Origin of the sequence: Paraburkholderia sp. EG287B, from assembly GCF_040965595.1 — a bacterium.
Classification (GTDB): domain Bacteria; phylum Pseudomonadota; class Gammaproteobacteria; order Burkholderiales; family Burkholderiaceae; genus Paraburkholderia.
In genome coordinates, this window is record NZ_JBFRCG010000002.1 from 367,130 (window position 1) to 388,079 (window position 20,950).

Below are 20,950 nucleotides of genomic sequence, written 5' to 3' on the forward strand. Positions count from 1 at the left end.
CCTGGGTTCCAGTTGCCGCGAGCGCGGGGCTCACGACGTTGATGCAGCCGTGGGACTGCAGATCGCCCGACTTCCGGCCGTTAATACTGACGACTCAGCCGGAAGGCGGACGGCACATCTTGGACAGCGCGGTTTCAGGCAAGCCACAAGCGAACAGGCCGCGCGCGTCACGCGGCGGCCTTTTTTTACGCTTGCCTGACGCCCTGCTTACTCAGCGATGGCTTTGCCGCTCGCGTCCTTGACCTTCTCCTTCCACTGCGACTTGATTTCGGTCACGACCGACTGCGGCAGCGAGATGTAGTCGAGGCTGTCAGCAGCCGGCGTGCCATTCTTGAACGCCCAGTCGAAGAACTTGAGCGTTTCCTTGCCCTGGTCCGGCTTGTCCTGTGCCGTGTGCAGCAGCACGAAGGTCGCGCCGACGACCGGCCACGCGTCCTTGCCCGGCTCGTTCGTGAGGATCTGGTAGAACGACTTCTTCCAGTCCGCGCCAGCGGCCGCTGCCTTGAACGTTTCGGTGTCCGGCTGAACCACAGCGCCCGACTCGTTCTTCATGGCAGTGTAGACCATGTGGTTTTGCTTGGCGTACGCCCACTCGACGTAGCCGATTGCGCCCGGCAGACGCTGCACGAAGGCCGCGACGCCGTCGTTGCCCTTGCCGCCCGTACCCGTCGGCCAGTTCACGGTCGTGCCTTCGCCGACCTTGCTCTTCCAGTCGGGGTTGACCTTCGAGAGGTAGTTCGTCCAGATGAAGCTGGTGCCCGAACCGTCGGCGCGGCGGACCACGGCGATGTCGAGATCAGGCAGCTTGACCTTCGGGTTCAGTGCGACGATGGCCGGATCGTTCCACTTCTTGATCTTGCCGAGGTAGATGTCGCCGAGCACCGGGCCCGACAGGGTGATCTCGCCCGGCTTCACGCCCGGCACGTTGATCGCCGGCACGACGCCGCCGACCACCGTCGGGAACTGGAACAGGCCTTCCTTGGCCAGATCCTCGTCCTTCAGCGGAGCGTCCGAGCCCGCGAAGTCAACGGTCTTGGCTTGAATCTGCTTGATGCCGCCCGACGAGCCAATGCCCTGGTAGTTGACCTTGCCGCCGCCCGACTTTTGATAGGCATCCGCCCATTTCGTATAGATCGGTGCTGCGAAGGTGCTACCCGCGCCGGTGATGTCAGCAGCCTGCGCTGCGATCGCGAAGAGCGCGCCAGCAACGCCAGCGAGCGCGGTTTGCATCAATTTCATGAGACCTCCAGTGTGTGAGCGGATGAACGACACCGCGAAGCTTAGGGGGTCTCTGTGACAGTACCGTGACGATTCATGAAGCGAACGTGACAGTTCGATTACTGGCTGAAAGGCGCGTGGATATGCGTTTTGCGCGATTTTGCAAGCGCGGTCGCGGCATGGCCTGCACGTGCTTTGATAGCTAAAAAGCCCGCCAGGCGGGCGTTTGGCGGCCGCCTGGGGTCCGATGTAAAATTCGAGGATTTCCTCGAAAATGGTTTGCAAACCGTTATGCGATTGTTTTAAACGTTTGCCTGCTTGCGTTGCGACGCCGAATAAATCGCAAAAAAAGATGAGCACGACGGCCAGTTGCCACGTCGTGCTCATCGGTTTGGTGCTGGCGCGACCCCGTCGCGCGGTTTGCGCGACGGGGTCGCCGGCGCTCACGCGATCGAACGCTTCACCACGCTGGCGATCGCCTCGGCGTAGTGCAGCGTGTCGCGCTCCTCGCGGGCCTCGACCATCACGCGCAGCACCGGCTCGGTCCCCGAAGCGCGAATCAGCACACGACCCTTGCCCTTCAATTCCGCCTCGGCGGAAGCGATCGACTGCTGGATCTCGGCGTTGCCCTTCCAGTCGGCGCCCTGCGCGATGCGCACGTTGATGAGCTTCTGCGGAAACAGCTTCACGCCGTCGAGGAGCTGCGCGATCGTCTTGCCGCTGCGCTTCATCGCCGCGAGCACGAGCAGCGCCGAGACGATGCCGTCGCCGGTCGTGTGACGGTCGAGCGACAGGATGTGGCCCGAGCCTTCCGCGCCGAGCTGCCAGCCGCGCTCGCGCAGTTGCTCGAGCACGTAGCGGTCGCCCACGTTCGCACGCACCAGTTGCACGCCGAGGCCTTCGAGCGCCTGTTCCACCGCGAGATTGGTCATGAGCGTGCCCACCGCCCCTTCCACCTTGCCGTCGGTCGCGATGCGGTCCTTCACGAGCACGTAGAGCAGCTCGTCGCCGTTGTAGAGGCGGCCCTGCGCATCGACGATCTGGAGCCGGTCGGCGTCGCCGTCGAGCGCGATGCCGAGGTCCGCGTGATTCGCACGCACGGCGCGCACGAGTGCGTCGGGCGCGGTCGCGCCCACGCCGTCGTTGATGTTGAAGCCGTTCGGCGACACACCGATCGGAATCACGTCCGCGCCCAGCTCGTGGAACACGTGCGGCGCGATGTCATAAGCCGCACCGTTGGCGCAATCGATCACGAGCTTCAGGCCGCGCAGATTGAACGCCTGCGGGAACGTGCTCTTGCAGAACTCGATGTAGCGCCCGCCCGCGTCGTGCAGGCGGCGCGCGCGGCCAAGCTGCTCAGAGGGCGCGCAGGCCAGCGGCTGCTCGAGCTGCTCCTCGATCAGCGTCTCCACTTCGTCGGGGAGCTTGTTGCCGTCGGCGGAGAAGAACTTGATGCCGTTGTCGTAGTAGGGATTGTGCGAGGCGCTGATCACCACGCCCGCGGCGAGTCGCAGCGCGCGCGTGAGATAGGCGATGCCGGGCGTCGTCATCGGACCGGCCAGCATCACGTCGATGCCCGCAGCCGACAGCCCCGCTTCCAGGGAGGCTTCGAGCATATAGCCCGAAATACGCGTGTCCTTGCCGATCAGCACCGACGGGCGCGGCCCGGATGCCGCAGCCGCCCCCGCGAGCACCTTGCCCGCGGCATAGCCTAGCCGAAGCACGAAATCGGGCGTGATCGGCGCCTCGCCGACCTTGCCACGCACTCCATCAGTTCCGAAATAACGACGTCCCATCTTTCTACCCCTCGGTTTGGTGCTGCTTTGTCCTGTATTGTGGCGCCTGGATCTGCTCCGGCGCACTTCGCGCCCGCCGGCGTTCTGCCGGGCGATGGCTCAGTCTTGTGTAGCCGACGTAGCGGCGGACATCGCGTCGCGCATCGCCGCCCAGACCTTGAGTGCGTCCACGGTGGGCGCCACGTCGTGCACGCGAATGATCGCCGCACCGCGCTCCGCCGCGCACACGGCCGCCCCGACGCTCGCCGCCACGCGCTCGGGCGCGGGCCGGTTTACGAGCGCGCCGAGCATCGACTTGCGCGACATGCCGGCCAGGATCGGATACGGCGCGACACCTGCCGCAACCTCGGGTGCCGTCGCGGGCAGGTGCGCGAGCAGCGCGTAATTGTGCTCGACCACCGACTTGCCGAAGCCGAAGCCCGGATCCACGCTGATACGCGCCTTCGCCACGCCCGCCGCTTCGAGTTCGGCGCAACGCCGGGCGAGAAACTCGCGCACCTCGCGTACGATGTCCGCGTAATCGGGCTCGCCCAGTTGCATCGTCTGCGGCTCGCCGAGCATGTGCATCACGCACAGCCCGCAGTTGCTCTCGCGCACGGCCTCGATCGCGCCGGGCATCCGGAAACCCCAGATGTCGTTGATCATGTCGGCGCCCGCCGCCAGCGCCGCGCGCATGACTTCGGGCTTGTACGTGTCGATCGACAGCGGCACGTTCGCGCCCTTGAGCTTTTCCACCAGCGGAATCACCCGTTCGAGTTCCTCGTCGAGCGGCACGGCCGGCGCGCCGGGGCGCGTCGATTCACCGCCGATGTCGATGATATCGACGCCGTCGAGCATCATCTGCTCGGCGCGGCGCAAGGCGTCGCCGAACGCGATATAGCGACCGCCGTCGGAAAACGAGTCGGGTGTGGCGTTGAGGATCCCCATGACGAGCGGACGCTCGAACGTCAGCGTGAAGCGGCCGCACGCGAGCGGTTCAGGTGGGAGACTATCTTGCGAGGAGATGTTGGGCACGTCAGAAAACGTCAGATGTGTAACGAGATGCGGCGGCACAGCGGCACGCCAGAAATGCAAAACGGGCCGATGTGAACATCACACCGGCCCGCAACTTTACTCGATAAGGATCACGCCGGTGCGGTCGCGCTACCGGGCTTGACTTCGGTGCCCGTGCTGCCGCCCGACGACGCGTCGCCCGGCGACGGCGTGCTCTTCGGTGAGCGCGGCGGACGGCCGGCCATGATGTCGTTGATCTGGTCGGCGTCGATCGTTTCCCACTCCATGAGTGCCGCGGTCATGGCTTCGACCTTGTCGCGGTTCTCGTCGAGCAGGCGCTTCGCGAGGTTGTACTGCTCGTCGAGCACGCGGCGGATTTCCGCGTCGACCTTCTGCTGCGTCGCTTCCGAGATCGCACGCGTGAAGCCCTTGCCGAACGGGCCGCCGTCGTTGTCGTCGTCGGCGTAGACCATCGGTCCGAGCGCGTCGGTCATGCCGAAGCGCGTGACCATGGCGCGGGCCGTTTGCGTGGCCTTGTTGAAGTCGTCCGAGGCGCCCGTGCTGATCAGGTTCATGAACAGCTCTTCCGCCACACGGCCGCCGAACAGGATGGCCAGACGATCCAGCAGATAGTCCTTCGAGTACGTTTCGTTGTCGTGCTCGGGCAACTGCCACGTCACGCCCAGCGCTCGACCGCGCGGAATGATCGTGACCTTGTGCACCGGGTCCGCCTTCGGCAGCAGCTTCGCGATCACCGCGTGACCCGACTCGTGGTACGCCGTGGCGCGCTTCGCTTCTTCGCGGATCACCGCCGACTTGCGCTCCGGACCCATGAAGATCTTGTCCTTCGCGTCTTCGAAGTCCTGCATTTCGACGATGCGCTTGCCGCGGCGCGCCGCGAACAGCGCAGCTTCGTTCACGAGGTTCGCAAGATCGGCGCCCGAGAAGCCCGGCGTGCCGCGTGCGATCACCGCTGCATCCACGTCGTTGGCGATCGGCACCTTGCGCAGGTGCACCTTCATGATCTGTTCGCGGCCGCGGATGTCCGGCAGGCCCACATAGACCTGGCGGTCGAAACGGCCCGGACGCAGCAGCGCCTTGTCGAGCACGTCAGAACGGTTGGTTGCCGCGATCACGATGACGCCCGAGTTCGCCTCGAAGCCGTCCATCTCGACCAGCATCTGGTTCAGCGTCTGCTCGCGCTCGTCGTTGCCGCCGCCCATGCCGGCGCCACGATGGCGGCCGACCGCGTCGATTTCGTCGATGAACACGATACACGGCGCGTGCTTCTTGGCCTGCTCGAACATGTCGCGCACGCGGGCCGCGCCCACGCCGACGAACATTTCGACGAAGTCCGAACCCGAGATGCTGAAGAACGGCACCTTCGCTTCGCCGGCAATGGCGCGTGCCAGCAGCGTCTTACCCGTACCCGGAGGGCCGACGAGCAGCACGCCGCGCGGAATGCGCCCACCCAGCTTCTGGAATTTTTGCGGATCGCGCAGGAAGTCGACGAGCTCGGACACCTCTTCCTTCGCTTCGTCGCAGCCGGCGACGTCGGAGAAGTTGACCGCGTTGTTGTTCTCGTCGATCAGGCGGGCGCGCGATTTACCAAAGGAGAACGCCCCGCCTTTGCCGCCCCCCTGCATCTGTCTCATCATGTAGAACCAGAACACGATGATGAGTATGGTCGGCCCGAGGTAGTACAGCGCGGAAACGAGCGCGTTCGGCTCTTCATCGGCCTTGCCGCTCACCTGCACGCCATATTTCATCAGGTCGCCGACCATCCAGATGTCGCCTGGGGAGACGATCTGGTATTTCTGGCCATCAGCCGGAGTGACCGTGAGGTTCCGCCCCTGCACCACGACGCTCTTGACCTTGCCGTTCTTCGCGTCGTCCATGAACTGCGAATAGGAAACGCCTTCCTGGACACGGGGCTTGTCGAACTGCTTGAACACCGTAAACAGCACCAGTGCGATTACCAGCCACACTGCTGCCTTCGAAAACATGTTGTTGTTCAAAGCACCACTCCTTCACTCATAGATGGGCGCCTACATTTGCCTTGCGACTGCGACACCACCAAAGCATTCTAATCCAGTACACGGACCCCTGCCATAACGTTTCGCTACCGCAGGAATAGCCCGAGCGCCTTGTCCGGACCGCCTCTCGGGGTCATTTTGCGACCAGATTGCGCCATTTGCACGGCAATCATGCCCCGTTTAACAGGGACGCTTCAGATGTTTACCCAATATAAACGTTTCGGACGATTTATCACGCGAAGCCTTCGGTTTGCGCGCCGCCACGACCTTGAACTGCTGCTTGAACTTCTCGACGATCTGACTGTAACCGCTGCCGTGGAAGCATTTGACTAAAAGGGCTCCATCGGGTTTCAGATGATTCTGCGAGAACTCGAGCGCGAGGTCGCACACGTGCTCGATACGCGCCGCGTCGGCCGACGCGACCCCCGAGAGATTGGGCGCCATGTCCGAAATTACAAGGTCGACCGGGCGGCCGCCCACCAATTCTTCCAGTTGCGCGAGCACGTCGTCCTCGCGGAAGTCGCCTTGCAGGAACTGCACGTCGGAGATGGGTTCCATCGGCAGGAGATCGAGCGCGATGATCGTGCCGTCGATGCCACCCTGCCGCTCTTCGTCGCGCTTCGTGCCTTGCGCGAGCTTGTTGCGGGCGTACTGACTCCAGCTGCCGGGCGCCGCGCCCAGGTCCACGATCACCATGCCGGGGCGGATCAGCTTGTCCTGCTCGTCGATTTCCTTCAGCTTGTAGGCAGCGCGGGCACGATAGCCCTCCCGCTGCGCCATTTTCACGTACGGATCGTTGATATGGTCGTGCAGCCACGACTGGTTGAAGCGATTTTTTGCCATTAAAGATGAACTCTTGCTGCGTGATTCCGCGCTTTTAGCGGATAATACGCGTTTTATTCGTGCGGCCGTCGCGGCCCGCCTGGCCGGATGTTCGTTGCTCCGCCGGCGTTTTTGGCCCGCGCCCTGCCGTTCCCCACGGTTTTCCGTTGTTCCGACGCGCTTTGCCCGCTGGCGGCCCGCTTTTCGCGGACCGCAATCCACGTCTGCCCAGGTTGTCAATTCACGCCTGTCGACCCGCGCGGCGCCGTCATTTTAGTCGAGTCTGCCACATCCCATGCCCGCCCTCACTCTTTCCGCCGAACAGCGCTCCGAGCTGCGCTCCCAGGCTCACGCGCTCAAACCGGTCGTGCTCATCGGCGCCGAGGGACTGACCGACGCTGTCCTCAAGGAAATCAAGGTTCACCTGGCCGCCCACCAGCTCATCAAGGTGCGCGTGTTCGGCGACGAGCGCGAAGAGCGCCTCGCGATCTACGAAGAGATCTGCGACCGCCTGAGCGCCGCCCCGATCCAGCACATCGGCAAGCTGCTCGTCATCTACAAGCCCGAGGAAGCCAAGGCGAAGGCCACGACCGCGCGCGCCGGCGCCCGCGGCACCGTGTCGCGCCCGGCCGCCGACGTGCCGAGCGCGCGCGAAGCGGGCAAGCGTGGCGCCGCGCCGCGCACCGTCAAGGTCGTCAAGGCCAGCGACAACCCCATGCGCAAGCCGAAGGCGCAAAAGGTGACGGTCAAGGGCAACGAGCGCGTCACGCAAGGCGGCAACATCAAGCGCGCCAAGAAGCGCCAAACCAGTTCCAAGCGAGCCCACCAGGGTTCGAAGTAAAAAAGCGCGGCCTTCGAGCCGCGCTTTTTTTCGCCTGAACCGGCTTCAGGCCACTTTCAGCGCGGCGCGGTTTCCATGCGCTGCGCCAGCGTGCCGCGTGCCGAAGGCAGCAGCCAGACGAGCCACGCACCCAGCAGGCTCTGCACGAGATAGAACAGGCTCGATACGCCGTGCAGCAAGCCGAAGCGGCTCGCATACGGCGAACTGGCCACGTCCATGCCCGCGCTCATCGCCTGAACGCGCAACGCGTTCATGAACGGCTGCAGCGCGAAATAGCCGATCAGCACGCACAGCAGCATCACGGCCAGAATCCAGCGCAGCCGGCGATAGCCCAACGCGCCGCGGTGCACGAGCACGCTCGAGAGCCCGACCAGCAGCACGCCGCACACCACGCCGATCAGGCCTTCGAGGCGAAACAGCTGCGCGGCGAGTTCGCCGGCCACCGGCCTTTCGAGCGACGCGAACAGCACGGGCGCGACCGCATAGCCGATGGTCAGCTGACTGCCGACCCACAGCATGGCCAGCAGCCCGAAGAGCCGGTGCGGAACGAGCGAAACGGGAGTGGCGGAACCCACGTGGCTTGCAGTACTCACGTCGACGCGCCCTCAGACGTAGCGAACCTCGATGACCTCGTACTCGCGCACGCCGCCAGGGGCCTGCACTTCGGCGACATCGCCTTCGGACTTGCCGATCAGCGCACGCGCGATGGGCGAGCTGACCGAGATCAGGCCGTGCTCGAGATCGGCTTCGTCGTCGCCGACGATCTGGTAGGTCACCGTCTTGCCCGAGTCGAGGTCTTCGAGATCCACGGTCGAGCCGAACACCACGCGGCCGTCCGCTTCGAGCGTGGCCGGGTCGATGATCTGCGCGGCCGCCAGCTTCGACTCGATCTCGGCGATGCGGCCTTCGATGAAGCCCTGCTTTTCCTTTGCGGCGTCGTATTCCGCGTTTTCCGACAGATCGCCCTGCGCGCGCGCTTCCGCGATCGAATTGATGACCGCCGGACGCTCGACGGATTTCAGGCGCTGCAACTCTCCGCGGAGTTGGTCTGCACCGCGCTTGGTCAAGGGAATCGTGCTCATAAACAACTCGTACGGCCCACGAGGGCCTAAAGGAGACCGCGCCACGCACGCTTGTCGCGCACGTTGCGGCCATAAAAAAATTCCGCGGTTAAGTGCATCCCGCGAGGGCGGCTGCGCGGTCTGGCGCAGCCTGAAAACCCTGTTGGGACGCCGCTTAACCGCGGCACATTCAGCTTTTGTAGCCTGCCTCGTCGAGCGTTAGACAGACAATTGAAGCCTTAGTTTAGGCGAGCATGGAGGCCTTGTAAATCATAGACTTCCAGGTTCTTCAGGTAGCGCAGACCCTCGACGGCCGCGCGTGCGCCCGACATCGTCGTGTAGTAGGTGACCTTGTTGGCCTGCGCGCTCATGCGGATCGAACGCGAATCGGCGATCGCGGAGCGGGTTTCGTCGACCGTCGTGAACACGAGCGAAATCTCGCCATTCTTGATCATGTCGACGATGTGCGGACGGCCGTCCTTCACCTTGTTCACGACCTTCACCGGCACGCCGGCCGCCTCGATCGCGGCAGCCGTGCCGCGCGTGGCGACGATCGGGTAGCCGAGCTCGTGCAGCATGCGCGCGACTTCGACGGCCTTGGGCTTGTCGGCGTCCATCACGGTGATGAAGACGGTGCCCGACTCCGGCAGGCGCGAGCCCGCTGCGAGCTGCGACTTGAAGAGCGCTTCGCCGAAGGTCTTGCCCACGCCCATCACTTCGCCCGTGGAACGCATTTCCGGTCCGAGCACCGGGTCGACGGTCGGGAACTTGACGAACGGGAACACCGCTTCCTTCACGCTGAAGTACGGCGGCACGACTTCCTTCGTCACGCCCTGCTGCGCCAGCTTCTGGCCGACCATCGCACGCGCCGCGATCTTCGCGAGCGGCAGGCTCGTGGCCTTCGAAACGTACGGCACGGTACGCGAAGCGCGCGGGTTCACTTCCAGCACGTAGATGATGTCCTTCTTCGAACCATCGTCCTGCGGCACTTGCTGGATCGCGAACTGCACGTTCATCAGGCCGACCACGTTCAGCGCCTTGGCCATTGCGGCGGTTTGACGCTTGAGTTCGTTGACCGTTTCCTGCGACAGCGAGTACGGCGGCAGCGAGCAGGCCGAGTCGCCCGAGTGCACGCCCGCTTGCTCGATGTGCTCCATCACGCCGCCGATGAACACGTCCGTGCCATCGGAGATGCAGTCCACGTCGCATTCGATCGCGTCGTTCAGGAAGCGGTCGAGCAGCACCGGCGAGTCGTTCGACACCTTCACGGCCTCGCGCATGTAGCGCTCGAGGTCGCGCGGCTCGTGGACGATTTCCATGGCGCGGCCGCCCAGCACGTACGACGGACGCACGACGAGCGGGTAGCCGATTTCGTCGGCGAGCTTGAGCGCTTCGTCTTCGGCGCGTGCCGTGCGGTTCGGCGGCTGGCGCAGGTTCAGGGCCTGCAGCAGCTTCTGGAAGCGCTCGCGGTCTTCTGCGGCGTCGATCATGTCCGGCGACGTGCCGACGATCGGCACGCCGTTCGCCTCGAGGTCGAGCGCGAGCTTCAGCGGCGTCTGGCCGCCGTACTGCACGATCACGCCAAGCGGCTTTTCCAGGTCCACGACTTCGAGCACGTCTTCGAGCGTGAGCGGTTCGAAGTACAGGCGGTCGGACGTGTCGTAGTCGGTCGAAACGGTCTCGGGGTTGCAGTTGACCATGATCGTTTCGTACCCGTCTTCGCGCATGGCGAGCGCGGCGTGCACGCAGCAGTAGTCGAACTCGATGCCCTGGCCGATCCGGTTCGGGCCGCCGCCCAGCACCATGATCTTCTTGTTGCTGGTCGGGTTCGCCTCGCACTCTTCCTCGTAGGTCGAGTACATGTAGGCGGTCTTCGTGGCGAACTCGGCCGCGCAGGTGTCCACGCGCTTGTAGACCGGGCGCACGTTCAGTTCGATACGGCGCTTGCGCACATCCGTGGCGTTGCTGCCGAGCAGCTTCGCGAGACGGCGATCCGAGAAACCGCTTTGCTTCAGGAAACGCAGCTCGTCCTTCGAGAGGCTTTCGAGCGTGCGGCCCTTGCAGGCCTCTTCCTTCTTGATGATCTCTTCGATCTGCGCGAGGAACCATGGGTCGATCGCGGTTTCTTCGAAGATCTCTTCGCGCGTCATGCCCACGCGGAATGCGTCGCCCACGTACCAGATGCGGTCCGGACCGGCTTCGCCGATCTCGCGGATGATCTCGTCGCGGCTGGTGGTTTTTTCGTCCAGACCGTCCACGCCGACTTCGAGGCCGCGCAGCGCCTTCTGGAACGACTCCTGGAACGTGCGACCGATCGCCATGACTTCGCCCACCGACTTCATCTGCGTGGTCAGGCGCGGGTCGGCTTCGCGGAACTTCTCGAACGCGAAGCGCGGAATCTTCGTGACGACGTAGTCGATAGTCGGCTCGAACGAAGCCGGCGTCTGGCCGCCCGTGATTTCGTTCTTGAGCTCGTCGAGCGTGTAGCCCACGGCCAGCTTCGCCGCGACCTTGGCGATCGGGAAGCCCGTGGCCTTCGAAGCCAGCGCCGACGAACGCGACACGCGCGGGTTCATTTCGATCACGATCATGCGGCCCGTGCGCGGGTCGATCGAGAACTGCACGTTCGAGCCGCCCGTATCCACGCCGATCTCGCGCAGCACCGCGAGCGAGGCGTCGCGCAGGATCTGATATTCCTTGTCGGTGAGCGTCTGCGCCGGCGCAACCGTGATCGAGTCGCCGGTGTGGATGCCCATCGGGTCGAGGTTTTCGATCGAGCAGACGATGATGCAGTTATCCGCCTTGTCGCGGACCACTTCCATCTCGTATTCCTTCCAGCCGAGCAGCGACTCTTCAATCAGCAGTTCGCGCGTGGGCGAGAGGTCGAGACCGCGCTTGCAGATCTCTTCGAACTCTTCACGGTTGTAGGCGATGCCACCGCCCGAACCGCCGAGCGTGAACGACGGACGGATCACGACCGGGTAGCCGCCCGTGCCGGTGGCTTCGGCGATTTCGCCTTGCACCTTGAGCGCCTCTTCCATCGAGTGCGCGACGGCCGACTTCGCCGAGCCAAGGCCGATCTTCGTCATCGCGTCCTTGAACTTCTGGCGGTCTTCGGCCTTGTCGATGGCTTCCGGCGAAGCGCCGATCAGCTCGACGTTGTACTTCTTCAGCACGCCGTGGTGGTGCAGGTCCAGCGCGCAGTTCAGCGCGGTCTGGCCGCCCATCGTCGGCAGGATCGCGTCGGGGCGCTCCTTCTCGATGATGCGCTCCACCACTTCCCACGTGATCGGCTCGATGTAGGTGACGTCGGCCGTGTTCGGGTCGGTCATGATCGTCGCCGGATTGCTGTTGACGAGGATGACCTTGTAGCCTTCTTCACGCAGCGCCTTGCATGCCTGCGCGCCCGAATAGTCGAACTCGCACGCCTGGCCGATGATGATCGGACCCGCGCCGATGATGAGAATGCTCTTGATGTCTGTCCGCTTGGGCATAACGCTCTCGCTAAATATTCCTGTGTCTTTTACGTCTGACGGCTCGCGGGTGACTCAGCTTGCCGCCCGGGTGCGCGCGTGGGCCGTTCTTCGAACCGGCTCGCTGCGCACCCTGCTCTGCTCTTGCGCTCGAGGCGGCGCTTACGCCGTCTTGGCCTTGTCCATCAGCGCCGTGAAGCGGTCGAACAGATAGCCGATGTCCTGCGGACCCGGCGACGCTTCCGGGTGGCCCTGGAAGCAGAACGCGGGCTTGTCGGTCAGCTCGAAGCCTTGCAGCGTGCCGTCGAACAGCGAAACGTGCGTGACGCGCGTGTTCGCGGGGAGCGTCGCGGCGTCCACCGCGAAGCCGTGGTTCTGCGACGTGATGACGACGCGGCCGTCGGCGAGATCCTTCACCGGATGGTTCGCGCCATGGTGGCCCGTCTTCATCTTCATGGTCTTCGCGCCCACGGCGAGACCCATGATCTGGTGGCCGAGGCAGATGCCGAAGGTCGGGATGCCGCGCTCGATGAAAGCTTGCGTCGCCTTGATCGCGTAGTCGCACGGTTCCGGGTCGCCGGGGCCGTTCGAGAGGAACACGCCGTCCGGGTTCAGTGCGAAGGCGTCTTCAGCCGTGGCTTGCGCAGGCAGCACCGTGACGTCGCAGCCGCGCTCCGCCAGCATGCGCAGGATGTTCTGCTTCACGCCGTAGTCGAACGCCACGACCTTGTACTTCGGCGCCGATTGCGTGCGGTAGCCTTCGCCCAAACGCCATTCGGTGGTGTTCCACTTGTACGGCTTGTCGGTCGAGACGACCTTCGCGAGGTCCATGCCCGCGAGGCCCGGGAACGAGCGCGCGAGTTCGATGGCCTTCGCTTCGTCGTCGGAGCCTGCGAGGATCGCGCCGTTCTGCGCGCCCTTGTCGCGCAGGATACGCGTGAGCTTGCGCGTATCGATGCCGGCGATGGCGACCACGCCTTCGTCCTTCAGATACTGGCCGAGCGTGCGCTCCATGCGGAAGTTCGAGGCGAGCACGGGCAGGTCGCGGATGATCAGACCGGCGGCATGGACTTTCGTGGCTTCGACATCTTCGGCGTTGACGCCGACGTTGCCGATATGCGGATACGTGAGGGTGACGATCTGGCGAGCGTAGCTCGGGTCGGTCAGGATTTCCTGATAACCGGTGATGGCCGTGTTGAACACGACTTCACCGATCGTATGACCCGGCGCGCCGATCGAGTAACCACGAAAGACCGTGCCGTCGGCGAGCGCGAGCAGAGCGGGAGGGAATGACGGCAACACGGGAGACTCCTTGGGGGAGCACCCTGTGCCGACCTGTTATCCGACGTTGCGATCTTGCGACCTGTGGGAGCGGCTGCGGCGTCGGCCCCCCTTTCCGTGAGGATCAGGATGCGCGCGCGGCTCGCTCGCTTGCGCGACCTCTTCGTGCGGTCGACCGTTGTGGCGCCGGGCCACGAGCGCGCGTTTGTGACGCAGGATCGGGCGGCAGCCGGCCAGTTGACGATGAAGCGCGGGCGGCGGATGAACGGATGGGAGGAGGTAGGCGCTAGGGTGCGGGTTGATAAGCTCAAACCTTGAAATTATAGCGCGAAAGTCACCTTTCCTTCAAATTTCAGGATGACGCTGGCGACGGGGAGCGTGCTCGCAGCCCGGTGCGCGGCCTTTTCCACTATAGCGGGCGGGGGCGCTGCGGCAAGCGCCGCCCGAAGTGTTACCCATGTCCCCGCACACCTGTTACCCATGTCTGCGCTCACACCCACCAATGAAAACGCCGCCACCTGGCGGGGTGACGGCGTCAAACACAACAAAAACGGAAAAGTGATCGGAGCGAAATACCATGCGCTGCCCCCGCAACGCATGTTTGAGCACCCTTCGCCAGCCGCTATTTTGTATGGTGTTTCTGCGTGTGGGTTTCGGCCTTCGGGCGGCTCGCCGCACCCTTCGACGCCTTGCTGGGCGCAGCGCTGACCGTCTTTGCCTTGACAGGTTCGGAAATCTTGACAACCTCGGTGCGCGCGCGACCGTGCTTCTTATCGTATCGCGACTTCGACCCGGTGTCTGCAACGCGGGTGCCAATTCGCTGCACGCCACCACCAGAAACGTTCGTTGCCAGACGCTCCGGCCCGGGTTCGCTCGGCATCGCCTTGTTGACCGGCACGTGCAACACCAGCACCTGGCCCGGCGCAACGTAGTCGCGGCGGGTCTTGTTCCATGCCTTCAACTGGCCGAGCGACACGCCATAGCGGCTCGCCACCGCTTCCATCGACTGCTTGCGGCGCACGCGGATCAGCATCTTGCGCGTGTCGGGCACGTCCGGCTCCATGGCCAGCACAGCGCTTTCCGCCACGTCGGCGCTGATGTCCTCGTCGTCGCCGTCGTCGGTGCGCGGCACCACGAGCGTCGAGCCCGCCTTCAGTCGCATGCCCGCCGGAATCTTGTTCACAGACATCAGCGTGTCGGCGTCCACGCCGATCTTCTGCGCGATCGCCGCCGGCGTGGCGCGCGAGTCGGTCGTGTAGACGGTCCACGACGAAAGCTGGCCGGAATAGGCCTTCAGGTTGCGCTCGAACGCGCTCGCGTTGTCGAACGGCAGCAGGATCTGCGGATCGGTCGCGCCGAGAATCACGGGCTTCTTGAACGACGGGTTGAGCGAGCGGAACTCGTCGGTCGTCATGTTCGCGAGCTTGGCCGCGACGTCCACATCGATGTCGTGCGAGGTCGTGACCGTCACGAAATACGGGTGGTTCGGAATGGACGGCAGCGTGAGCCCGTACTGCTGCGGGTTCATCACGATGTTCTTGACCGCCTGCAGCTTCGGCACGTAGTTACGTGTTTCGCTGGGCATGCGCAGGCTCTGGTAGTCGGTCGGCAGGCCCGCCGCCTCGTTGCGCGCGATGGCGCGCTGCACGTTGCCCTCACCCCAGTTGTAGGCGGCCAGCGCGAGATACCAGTCGCCGAACATGTCGTGCAGGCGCGAAAGATAGTCGAGCGCGGCGCTGGTGGAGGCCAGCACGTCGCGGCGCTCGTCCTGCCACATGTTCTGCTTGAGGTTGTAGGTGCGGCCCGTGCCCGGCACGAACTGCCACATGCCGGCGGCCTTCGCGACCGACAGCGCCTGCGGGTTGTAGGCGGACTCGATGAACGGCAGCAGCGCAAGCTCGGTAGGCATGTGACGCGCCTCGAGCTCTTCGACGATGTGATAGAGATACTTCTGCGAACGCTCGGTCATGCGCGCGACGTAGTCGGGCCGCTGGGCGTACCAGTTGGCGTTCATGTCGACGAGGTCGCTCTGCAGGTCGGGCATCTGGAAGCCGCGGCGAATGCGCGCCCAGAGATCGGCGTCGGGACTCGTCAGCTGATCGACGGAGCCTTGATCGACGTTAATGGTTTCTTTCGCAGCGGAGGTCTTACGAATGAGGTCGGCGTTGGCCTGGGCGTTGGCTGGTGCTAGAGAAGTCGCAGACGGTCCCCCGCTCGCACAGGCGGCGAGCATGAGGACCAGCAGCGCACTGATTATGAATCGCATGAAAATCTACATCCGCATGGCTGGAATTTGCAGCCGATAGTACGGAACGCGTCCGTTTCCGTCAATCGGAATTATTGGAAAAAAAGCCATGAAATCCGCAGCTTGGGCGTGATTCCATACGATTGGGTTGAGCATGCCCCCTGACCCGGATGGGTCAGCGGAACCGATTCTTCCATTCACGCATCATTGCGAAAGCCGCCAGCCGGTCCGGCACCGATTCGTGCAGCGCCTCGGTGAGCGCGGCTTGCACCGCCGCATCGCCCGCGCGCAGGAAAGGATTGACGGCGCGCTCGTGCGCGATCGTCGTGGGCAGCGTCGGCACGCCGCGCTCGCGCAGCGCCGCCGCCTCGCGGCTCCAGTCGCGCAGATCGGCGTTCTCCGGATCGCAGGCGAGCGCGAAGCGAATGTTCGACAACGTGTATTCGTGTGCGCAATGCACATGGGTATTGCCGGGCAGCGCCGCGAGCGCGTCGAGCGAGTCGAGCATCTGCGCGGGGGTACCCTCGAAGAGGCGGCCGCAGCCGCAGGCAAAGAGCGTGTCGCCGCAGAACACGTGAGGCGTGCCGGCGGCATCCGCTGCCTGGAAATAGGCAATGTGGCCACGCGTATGGCCAGGCACGTCGATCACCGTCAGGTCGAGCGCGGGTGCATCCAGATGGACGGCGTCGCCGCCCTTCACGCGCGTGACAAACGCATCGAGCGGGCCGAGCGCCTCGCCGGCCGGGCCATATACGGGCACGCGGGCGTCGTCGAGCAGATCCGCCACACCGCCGACATGGTCGTTGTGGTGATGGGTGAGTAAAATAGCGACGAGCCGCCAGCCGCGCTTCGCGAGGTACGCGCGAACCGGAGCGGCGTCGCCCGGATCGACGGCAACGGCATTCCGGCCGTCCGAAACGACCCAGATGTAATTGTCTTCAAACGCCGGAACCGGTACGTACTCGTAGGCGCACGCATCGCTCGAACGCGCGTACTCAAGCGGACTCTTCATGGGGCGACGTATTCTTCGACATGTCTGACCGATTGATTATAGACTGGCCCGCCTGGACCGCCTCACCCGCTGGCAGGTATGTGCTCGGCTGGGAGCAGGAGCAGCTCGACCGCGTGGTGTCGAACATATTCGGCTACCATGCGCTGCAGCTCGGCCTGCCGCAGCTCGACGCCCTGCGCGAGAACCGCATGTCGTGCCGCGGCCTCGTGCTTGACGCCGCCAGCGCCGCGAGCGCGCCCTACTCCGTACCCGGCGCGGCGGCCCATGCGCACCCGAACGGCGGGCAACCGTCGCCCGACGCGGGCGGCGCAACCCCAGACCGCGCCCCGGCTGCGGGCGGCAGCACGTTGCTTCACGCGCCCGCGGGCCGCAGCGCCGTCTGGTGCGACTTTCTCGATCTGCCGTTCGAGGCGCAGAGCGTCGACCTCATCGTGATGCCGCACACGCTCGAATTCACGAGCGACCCGCACCGTCTGCTGCGCGAAGCCGAACGTGTGCTGATGCCCGAAGGGCAACTGCTGATCGTCGGCTTCAACTCGCTTTCGCTGTGGGGTGCGCGCCAGTCGGTCGGCAAGCTGACCGGCCATCCGTTCCTGCCCGCGCGCCAGGACCTGATCGCCTTCACGCGCCTGAAAGACTGGATCAAGCTGCTTGGCTTCGAGCTTGAACGCGGGCGCTTCGGCTGCTATCGTCCGCCGCTCGCGACGGACCAGTGGCTCGGCCGCTACGGCTTCATGGAAGCCGCCGGCGACCGCTGGTGGCCGATTTTCGGCGCTATCTATATGGTGACGGCGATCAAGCGCGTGCGCGGCATGCGCCTCGTCGGCCCACTGAAGGTCAAGAAGCCGGTGCTGGCCGCGAGCCTGAAGCCCGCGGCGACCACGCCTTCCCCAACACGCAACAAGGACTCATGAGCACACCCGACTTCGTCGAAATCTTCACGGACGGCGCCTGCAAGGGCAACCCCGGCCCCGGCGGCTGGGGCGCGCTGCTGCGCTTCGGCGCGCAGGAAAAAGAACTGTTCGGCGGCGAGGCCGGCACGACCAACAACCGCATGGAGCTGATGGCGGTGATCGCCGCACTCGACGCGCTCAAGCGCCCGTGCAAGGTGATCGTGCACACCGACTCGCAGTACGTGCAAAAAGGCATCAGCGAGTGGATTCACGGCTGGAAGAAGAAGAACTGGATGACGGCCGCCAAAACGCCGGTCAAGAACGACGACCTCTGGAAGCGCCTCGACTCGCTCGTCGCCCAGCACGAGATCGAGTGGCGCTGGGTGAAGGGTCACGCCGGCCACCCCGAGAACGAGCGCGCCGACGCGCTCGCGAACCGCGGCGTCGCCACGCTCGCCGAACTCTGAGACCGCGGCTTTCCAGGACCGCTTCGCGGCTGCCTCACGCTTTCACGCCTTACAAGACATGCGCCAGATCATTCTCGATACCGAAACCACCGGCCTGAACGCCCGCACGGGCGACCGCATCATCGAAATCGGCTGCGTCGAGCTGGTGAACCGCCGGCTCACGGGCAACAACCTGCATTTCTACGTGAACCCGGAGCGTGACAGCGACCCGGGCGCACTCGCCGTGCACGGCCTCACGACCGAGTTTCTCTCCGACAAGCCGAAGTTCGCCGAAGTCGCGGACGAGATCCTCGACTTCATTCGCGACGCGGACATCATCATCCATAACGCGCCGTTCGACATCGGCTTTCTCGACGCCGAACTCGCGCTGGTCGGCAAGCCGGGGTTCAAGGAGCACTGCGGCGAGGTGATCGACACGCTCGTGCAGGCCAAGCAGATCTTCCCCGGCAAGCGCAACTCGCTCGACGCCCTGTGCGACCGCTTCGGCATCAGCAACGCGCACCGCACGCTGCACGGCGCGCTGCTCGACTCGGAGCTGCTCGCCGAGGTGTATCTCGCGATGACGCGCGGCCAGGAAAGCCTCGTGATCGACATGCTGGGCGAGCACGCCGCACCCGGAGCGGCCGCCGCGCCGCGCATCCAGCTCGGGTCGATCGATCTGCCGGTGATCATGGCGAGCGACGAAGAAATCGCCGAACACAACGCCGTGCTCGACGGCCTCGACAAGGCGATCAAGGGGACATCGGTTTGGCGCACCGAGCCGGCTCCCGCCGAAGCCAATGCGGCCGATGCGCAAAATGCTTAAAAAGGGCTTTACAAGAGCGAAAACACCCTGCATAATCTCAATCTCTTCGGGTGGTTAGCTCAGCGGTAGAGCACTGCCTTCACACGGCAGGGGTCACTGGTTCGATCCCAGTACTACCCACCAGAATTCCTGGTGTTGGTAACGACAAACACCGAAGAATAAAAGGCCTCGTTGCGAAAGCAACGAGGCCTTTTGCTTTGGGCTTCGGCTTTACGCGAAACATCCGATCGGCGCGCTTCACTGTCAGCAATCCGAATCAACCAATAGAACGGGTTTTCTGTTTCGCAGCGAAATTGACGACCTGAGTGCGCCCTACTCGCCGCCGGTATCGAGACCGATGCCGCGCGCCATGCCCGTGGCCGCGAAAACCATCACGACGAGCAAGAGCGTCTGCCATCTGCCGATAAGTGCGTATTTCCGCGCGCCGGTGAGATCCGGCACGTCGCCGCGCCGCACGGCGAGGCGCCAGCGCAGCAGCGCCATCATGGGGACGATCTCGAGCAGAAGGATCAGCACGAGCGCGGCCATCTTCACGAGAAAGAGCGGTTCGTGGATGTAGTACTCGGCGCCCTTCTCGAAACCACCGAACGCACGCATGGCGCCAGTGACGATCAGGACGACCGCCGAGCCGCCCCAGCCGTTGTCGGCGCTGAAGATCATCGGCAGGTCTTCGGTGGACGTGCAGCGGCGCAGGCCGCGCGTGCGCCGCAGGATCGAAGCGAGCGCGAAGCCGAAGGCGAGCAGATGAACGGCAGCGAGCAACCAGCGTATCGGCATTGCAACTCCTTCCGGTGGACGACAGGAACGGCAAGCAATGGTAAAGCGGCTAGTGCGCGGATGGCGCGCAATGCGGCCGGGCAGCGGGTCGTCAGGCCTGCCTGAGCGCGGCGTCGAGGGCGCGTGCAGCCGTGCGGTCGCCTTCGGAGGCGAGCCCCACGCGAAACACAGTCTGACGGTTGTGGCCCGCCGCAGCGGGCGAATCCCAGAGCAATTCGATCTTTGCGCGGCGCGCAGGCTTGCCCGCGGGCGCCGCAGCAGAGGATGCGGATGCCGGCCGCTGCGCAGCGGGCGCGCCCGGCTCAGGCGTGGCCGCAGACTGGCCGGCCCCCAGCGCCGCGGTGGAATCCGCAGAATCCACCGAATTTGCGGCATCCGAAGCAGCAACCGGTTCGGCGACGCCACCCGCGGGCGCAGGATCGTCGGTCTGCGGCGGCGCGGGCAAGAGCGCGGGTCCGGACGCAACGGCCCCGCCCCGCGGCGCGCCGGAGAGCCAGCGCACCGACAGCTCGCGGGCATCGTACTGGCCGACCTTGCGGCTCTCCTGCCAGACGACCGTCGTGCGCGTCGCGGCATCGATCGACACGGCGAAGCGGCCGATCGCGAAGCGCCGCGCCGCGAAGTTGCTGCGCCAGAGAGCGCGCGGCCGGCAGATCCAGACCACGGCCGCATAGAGCGCGGGCGCGGCCACGAGCCAGCCGTTGGTGTCGGCCACGGCGTGGAAGGTGCGCCGCCAGCCGGCGGTCCAGACGAACACGCCGATCGAGCCGATTGCGAACAAGAAGCCGAGCACGCCGAAAAAGCGCAGCGCCTGACGCAGCCACTGGGGCAGCGGGTGAAACGGCCGCTCGACGCGCGCCCTGGCGCCCGGCAGCACGATCAGCAGAAACAGGAAGACGAGATTCAGGCTCGCCGCCGGCGACGACGCCATGCCTTCCAGCGCGGCGACGAAGTTCATTTGCGCCATGGAGTGCAGCCAGCGCGCGAGGATCACGAGCCCGATCGCGCGCAGCGCGAAAAGCGTCCCGGCCCCGGGTACGGTGGCCGTGGGCGTCGGTCGGGTTCTGGCCAAGGGTATTCTCCTCTGTCGACCAGAGTCGACGCTTTAGCGTCTTACTCTGGTCCCATGCATAGCTGTTGCCCGGAGTCGACGCTTTAGCGTCTTACTCCGGTCCCATGCAAAGCTGTCGACCAGAGTTCGCGCTTTGGCACGTCACTCTGGTCCCATGC

General features: G+C 64.8%; 17 protein-coding genes and 1 tRNA gene. 5 read left to right on the forward strand and 13 right to left on the reverse strand.

Translation table 11 applies throughout. The annotated features are described in order from the left end of the window. Window positions 1-207 precede the first annotated feature (207 nt). From pstS to AB4Y40_RS04405, 5 genes are all read right to left on the reverse strand, one after another. Window positions 208-1,239: a phosphate ABC transporter substrate-binding protein PstS gene (gene pstS, locus AB4Y40_RS04385; RefSeq protein WP_368686586.1), complete on the reverse strand. Its 1,032-nt coding sequence runs from the start codon at window positions 1,237-1,239 to the stop codon at window positions 208-210. 422 nt (window positions 1,240-1,661) lie between these two features. Continuing rightward, complete coding sequence (gene glmM, locus AB4Y40_RS04390) at window positions 1,662-3,014, reverse strand: phosphoglucosamine mutase (protein WP_342921884.1); 1,353 nt, start codon at window positions 3,012-3,014, stop codon at window positions 1,662-1,664. Between the two features lie 99 nt (window positions 3,015-3,113). After that, the gene (gene folP, locus AB4Y40_RS04395) at window positions 3,114-4,019 is read right to left on the reverse strand and encodes a dihydropteroate synthase (protein WP_368686720.1); all 906 of its coding nucleotides are present in this window, start codon (window positions 4,017-4,019) and stop codon (window positions 3,114-3,116) included. A 119-nt stretch (window positions 4,020-4,138) separates the two neighbouring features. Then, on the reverse strand, window positions 4,139-6,025 hold the full coding sequence (ftsH, locus tag AB4Y40_RS04400; RefSeq protein ID WP_133183568.1) for an ATP-dependent zinc metalloprotease FtsH: 1,887 nt from the start codon (window positions 6,023-6,025) through the stop codon (window positions 4,139-4,141). Between the two features lie 198 nt (window positions 6,026-6,223). Further along, complete coding sequence (locus AB4Y40_RS04405) at window positions 6,224-6,886, reverse strand: RlmE family RNA methyltransferase (RefSeq protein WP_368686721.1); 663 nt, start codon at window positions 6,884-6,886, stop codon at window positions 6,224-6,226. Window positions 6,887-7,160: 274 nt separating this feature from the next. Here AB4Y40_RS04405 and AB4Y40_RS04410 point away from each other — a divergent pair, with 274 nt between their 5' ends. Further along, window positions 7,161-7,706: a YhbY family RNA-binding protein gene (locus tag AB4Y40_RS04410; RefSeq protein ID WP_368686587.1), complete on the forward strand. Its 546-nt coding sequence runs from the start codon at window positions 7,161-7,163 to the stop codon at window positions 7,704-7,706. Between the two features lie 56 nt (window positions 7,707-7,762). Here the strand turns inward: AB4Y40_RS04410 and AB4Y40_RS04415 are convergent, their stop codons facing one another. The 6 genes from AB4Y40_RS04415 to gloB form a co-directional block, all read right to left on the reverse strand. Then, window positions 7,763-8,224, reverse strand: coding sequence for a DUF4149 domain-containing protein (locus AB4Y40_RS04415; RefSeq protein WP_368686722.1), 462 nt, complete (start codon window positions 8,222-8,224; stop codon window positions 7,763-7,765). An 87-nt stretch (window positions 8,225-8,311) separates the two neighbouring features. Next, entirely contained in the window at window positions 8,312-8,788 is a 477-nt protein-coding gene (gene greA / locus AB4Y40_RS04420; RefSeq protein WP_042261359.1) for a transcription elongation factor GreA, read from the reverse strand. 218 nt (window positions 8,789-9,006) lie between these two features. Beyond that, entirely contained in the window at window positions 9,007-12,261 is a 3,255-nt protein-coding gene (gene carB, locus AB4Y40_RS04425; protein WP_368686588.1) for a carbamoyl-phosphate synthase large subunit, read from the reverse strand. Window positions 12,262-12,402: 141 nt separating this feature from the next. Next, window positions 12,403-13,542 carry a glutamine-hydrolyzing carbamoyl-phosphate synthase small subunit gene (gene carA, locus AB4Y40_RS04430; RefSeq protein WP_368686589.1) on the reverse strand — a complete coding sequence of 380 codons (1,140 nt, stop codon included), beginning with the start codon at window positions 13,540-13,542 and terminating at the stop codon, window positions 12,403-12,405. 601 nt (window positions 13,543-14,143) lie between these two features. Then, window positions 14,144-15,787, reverse strand: coding sequence for a transglycosylase SLT domain-containing protein (locus AB4Y40_RS04435; RefSeq protein ID WP_368686590.1), 1,644 nt, complete (start codon window positions 15,785-15,787; stop codon window positions 14,144-14,146). A gap of 154 nt (window positions 15,788-15,941) precedes the next feature. Continuing rightward, window positions 15,942-16,778 carry a hydroxyacylglutathione hydrolase gene (gene gloB, locus AB4Y40_RS04440; protein WP_368686591.1) on the reverse strand — a complete coding sequence of 279 codons (837 nt, stop codon included), beginning with the start codon at window positions 16,776-16,778 and terminating at the stop codon, window positions 15,942-15,944. 20 nt (window positions 16,779-16,798) lie between these two features. Between gloB and AB4Y40_RS04445 the strand changes: the two genes are divergently transcribed. The 4 genes from AB4Y40_RS04445 to AB4Y40_RS04460 all read left to right on the forward strand — a co-directional run bounded on the left by AB4Y40_RS04445 (window position 16,799) and on the right by AB4Y40_RS04460 (window position 19,066). Next, window positions 16,799-17,692, forward strand: coding sequence for a class I SAM-dependent methyltransferase (locus AB4Y40_RS04445; protein WP_368686592.1), 894 nt, complete (start codon window positions 16,799-16,801; stop codon window positions 17,690-17,692). Further along, on the forward strand, window positions 17,689-18,138 hold the full coding sequence (gene rnhA, locus AB4Y40_RS04450) for a ribonuclease HI (RefSeq protein ID WP_069262548.1): 450 nt from the start codon (window positions 17,689-17,691) through the stop codon (window positions 18,136-18,138). The genes AB4Y40_RS04445 and rnhA overlap by 4 nt, the downstream gene beginning before the upstream one ends. Before the next feature lie 58 nt (window positions 18,139-18,196). Next, window positions 18,197-18,943: a DNA polymerase III subunit epsilon gene (gene dnaQ, locus AB4Y40_RS04455; RefSeq protein WP_368686593.1), complete on the forward strand. Its 747-nt coding sequence runs from the start codon at window positions 18,197-18,199 to the stop codon at window positions 18,941-18,943. Between the two features lie 48 nt (window positions 18,944-18,991). Beyond that, window positions 18,992-19,066 (forward strand) — tRNA-Val (locus AB4Y40_RS04460). Window positions 19,067-19,255: 189 nt separating this feature from the next. Here the strand turns inward: AB4Y40_RS04460 and AB4Y40_RS04465 are convergent. Then, window positions 19,256-19,720, reverse strand: coding sequence for a DUF2214 family protein (locus AB4Y40_RS04465; RefSeq protein WP_368686594.1), 465 nt, complete (start codon window positions 19,718-19,720; stop codon window positions 19,256-19,258). Between the two features lie 91 nt (window positions 19,721-19,811). After that, window positions 19,812-20,792 carry a hypothetical protein gene (locus AB4Y40_RS04470; RefSeq protein WP_368686595.1) on the reverse strand — a complete coding sequence of 327 codons (981 nt, stop codon included), beginning with the start codon at window positions 20,790-20,792 and terminating at the stop codon, window positions 19,812-19,814. Window positions 20,793-20,950 lie beyond the last annotated feature (158 nt).

Excerpts from the sequence above, each read along its gene's own strand:
- AB4Y40_RS04445 (WP_368686592.1), top strand. The coding sequence starts at position 16,799 with ATGTCTGACCGATTGATTATAGACTGGCCCGCCTGGACCGCCTCACCC.
- rnhA (WP_069262548.1), top strand. The coding sequence starts at position 17,689 with ATGAGCACACCCGACTTCGTCGAAATCTTCACGGACGGCGCCTGCAAG.
- carB (WP_368686588.1), bottom strand. The coding sequence starts at position 12,261 with ATGCCCAAGCGGACAGACATCAAGAGCATTCTCATCATCGGCGCGGGT.
- glmM (WP_342921884.1), bottom strand. The coding sequence starts at position 3,014 with ATGGGACGTCGTTATTTCGGAACTGATGGAGTGCGTGGCAAGGTCGGC.
- greA (WP_042261359.1), bottom strand. The coding sequence starts at position 8,788 with ATGAGCACGATTCCCTTGACCAAGCGCGGTGCAGACCAACTCCGCGGA.
- AB4Y40_RS04405 (WP_368686721.1), bottom strand. The coding sequence starts at position 6,886 with ATGGCAAAAAATCGCTTCAACCAGTCGTGGCTGCACGACCATATCAAC.
- AB4Y40_RS04410 (WP_368686587.1), top strand. The coding sequence starts at position 7,161 with ATGCCCGCCCTCACTCTTTCCGCCGAACAGCGCTCCGAGCTGCGCTCC.
- pstS (WP_368686586.1), bottom strand. The coding sequence starts at position 1,239 with ATGAAATTGATGCAAACCGCGCTCGCTGGCGTTGCTGGCGCGCTCTTC.
- AB4Y40_RS04465 (WP_368686594.1), bottom strand. The coding sequence starts at position 19,720 with ATGCCGATACGCTGGTTGCTCGCTGCCGTTCATCTGCTCGCCTTCGGC.
- dnaQ (WP_368686593.1), top strand. The coding sequence starts at position 18,197 with ATGCGCCAGATCATTCTCGATACCGAAACCACCGGCCTGAACGCCCGC.
- gloB (WP_368686591.1), bottom strand. The coding sequence starts at position 16,778 with ATGAAGAGTCCGCTTGAGTACGCGCGTTCGAGCGATGCGTGCGCCTAC.
- AB4Y40_RS04415 (WP_368686722.1), bottom strand. The coding sequence starts at position 8,224 with ATGCTGTGGGTCGGCAGTCAGCTGACCATCGGCTATGCGGTCGCGCCC.
- AB4Y40_RS04435 (WP_368686590.1), bottom strand. The coding sequence starts at position 15,787 with ATGCGATTCATAATCAGTGCGCTGCTGGTCCTCATGCTCGCCGCCTGT.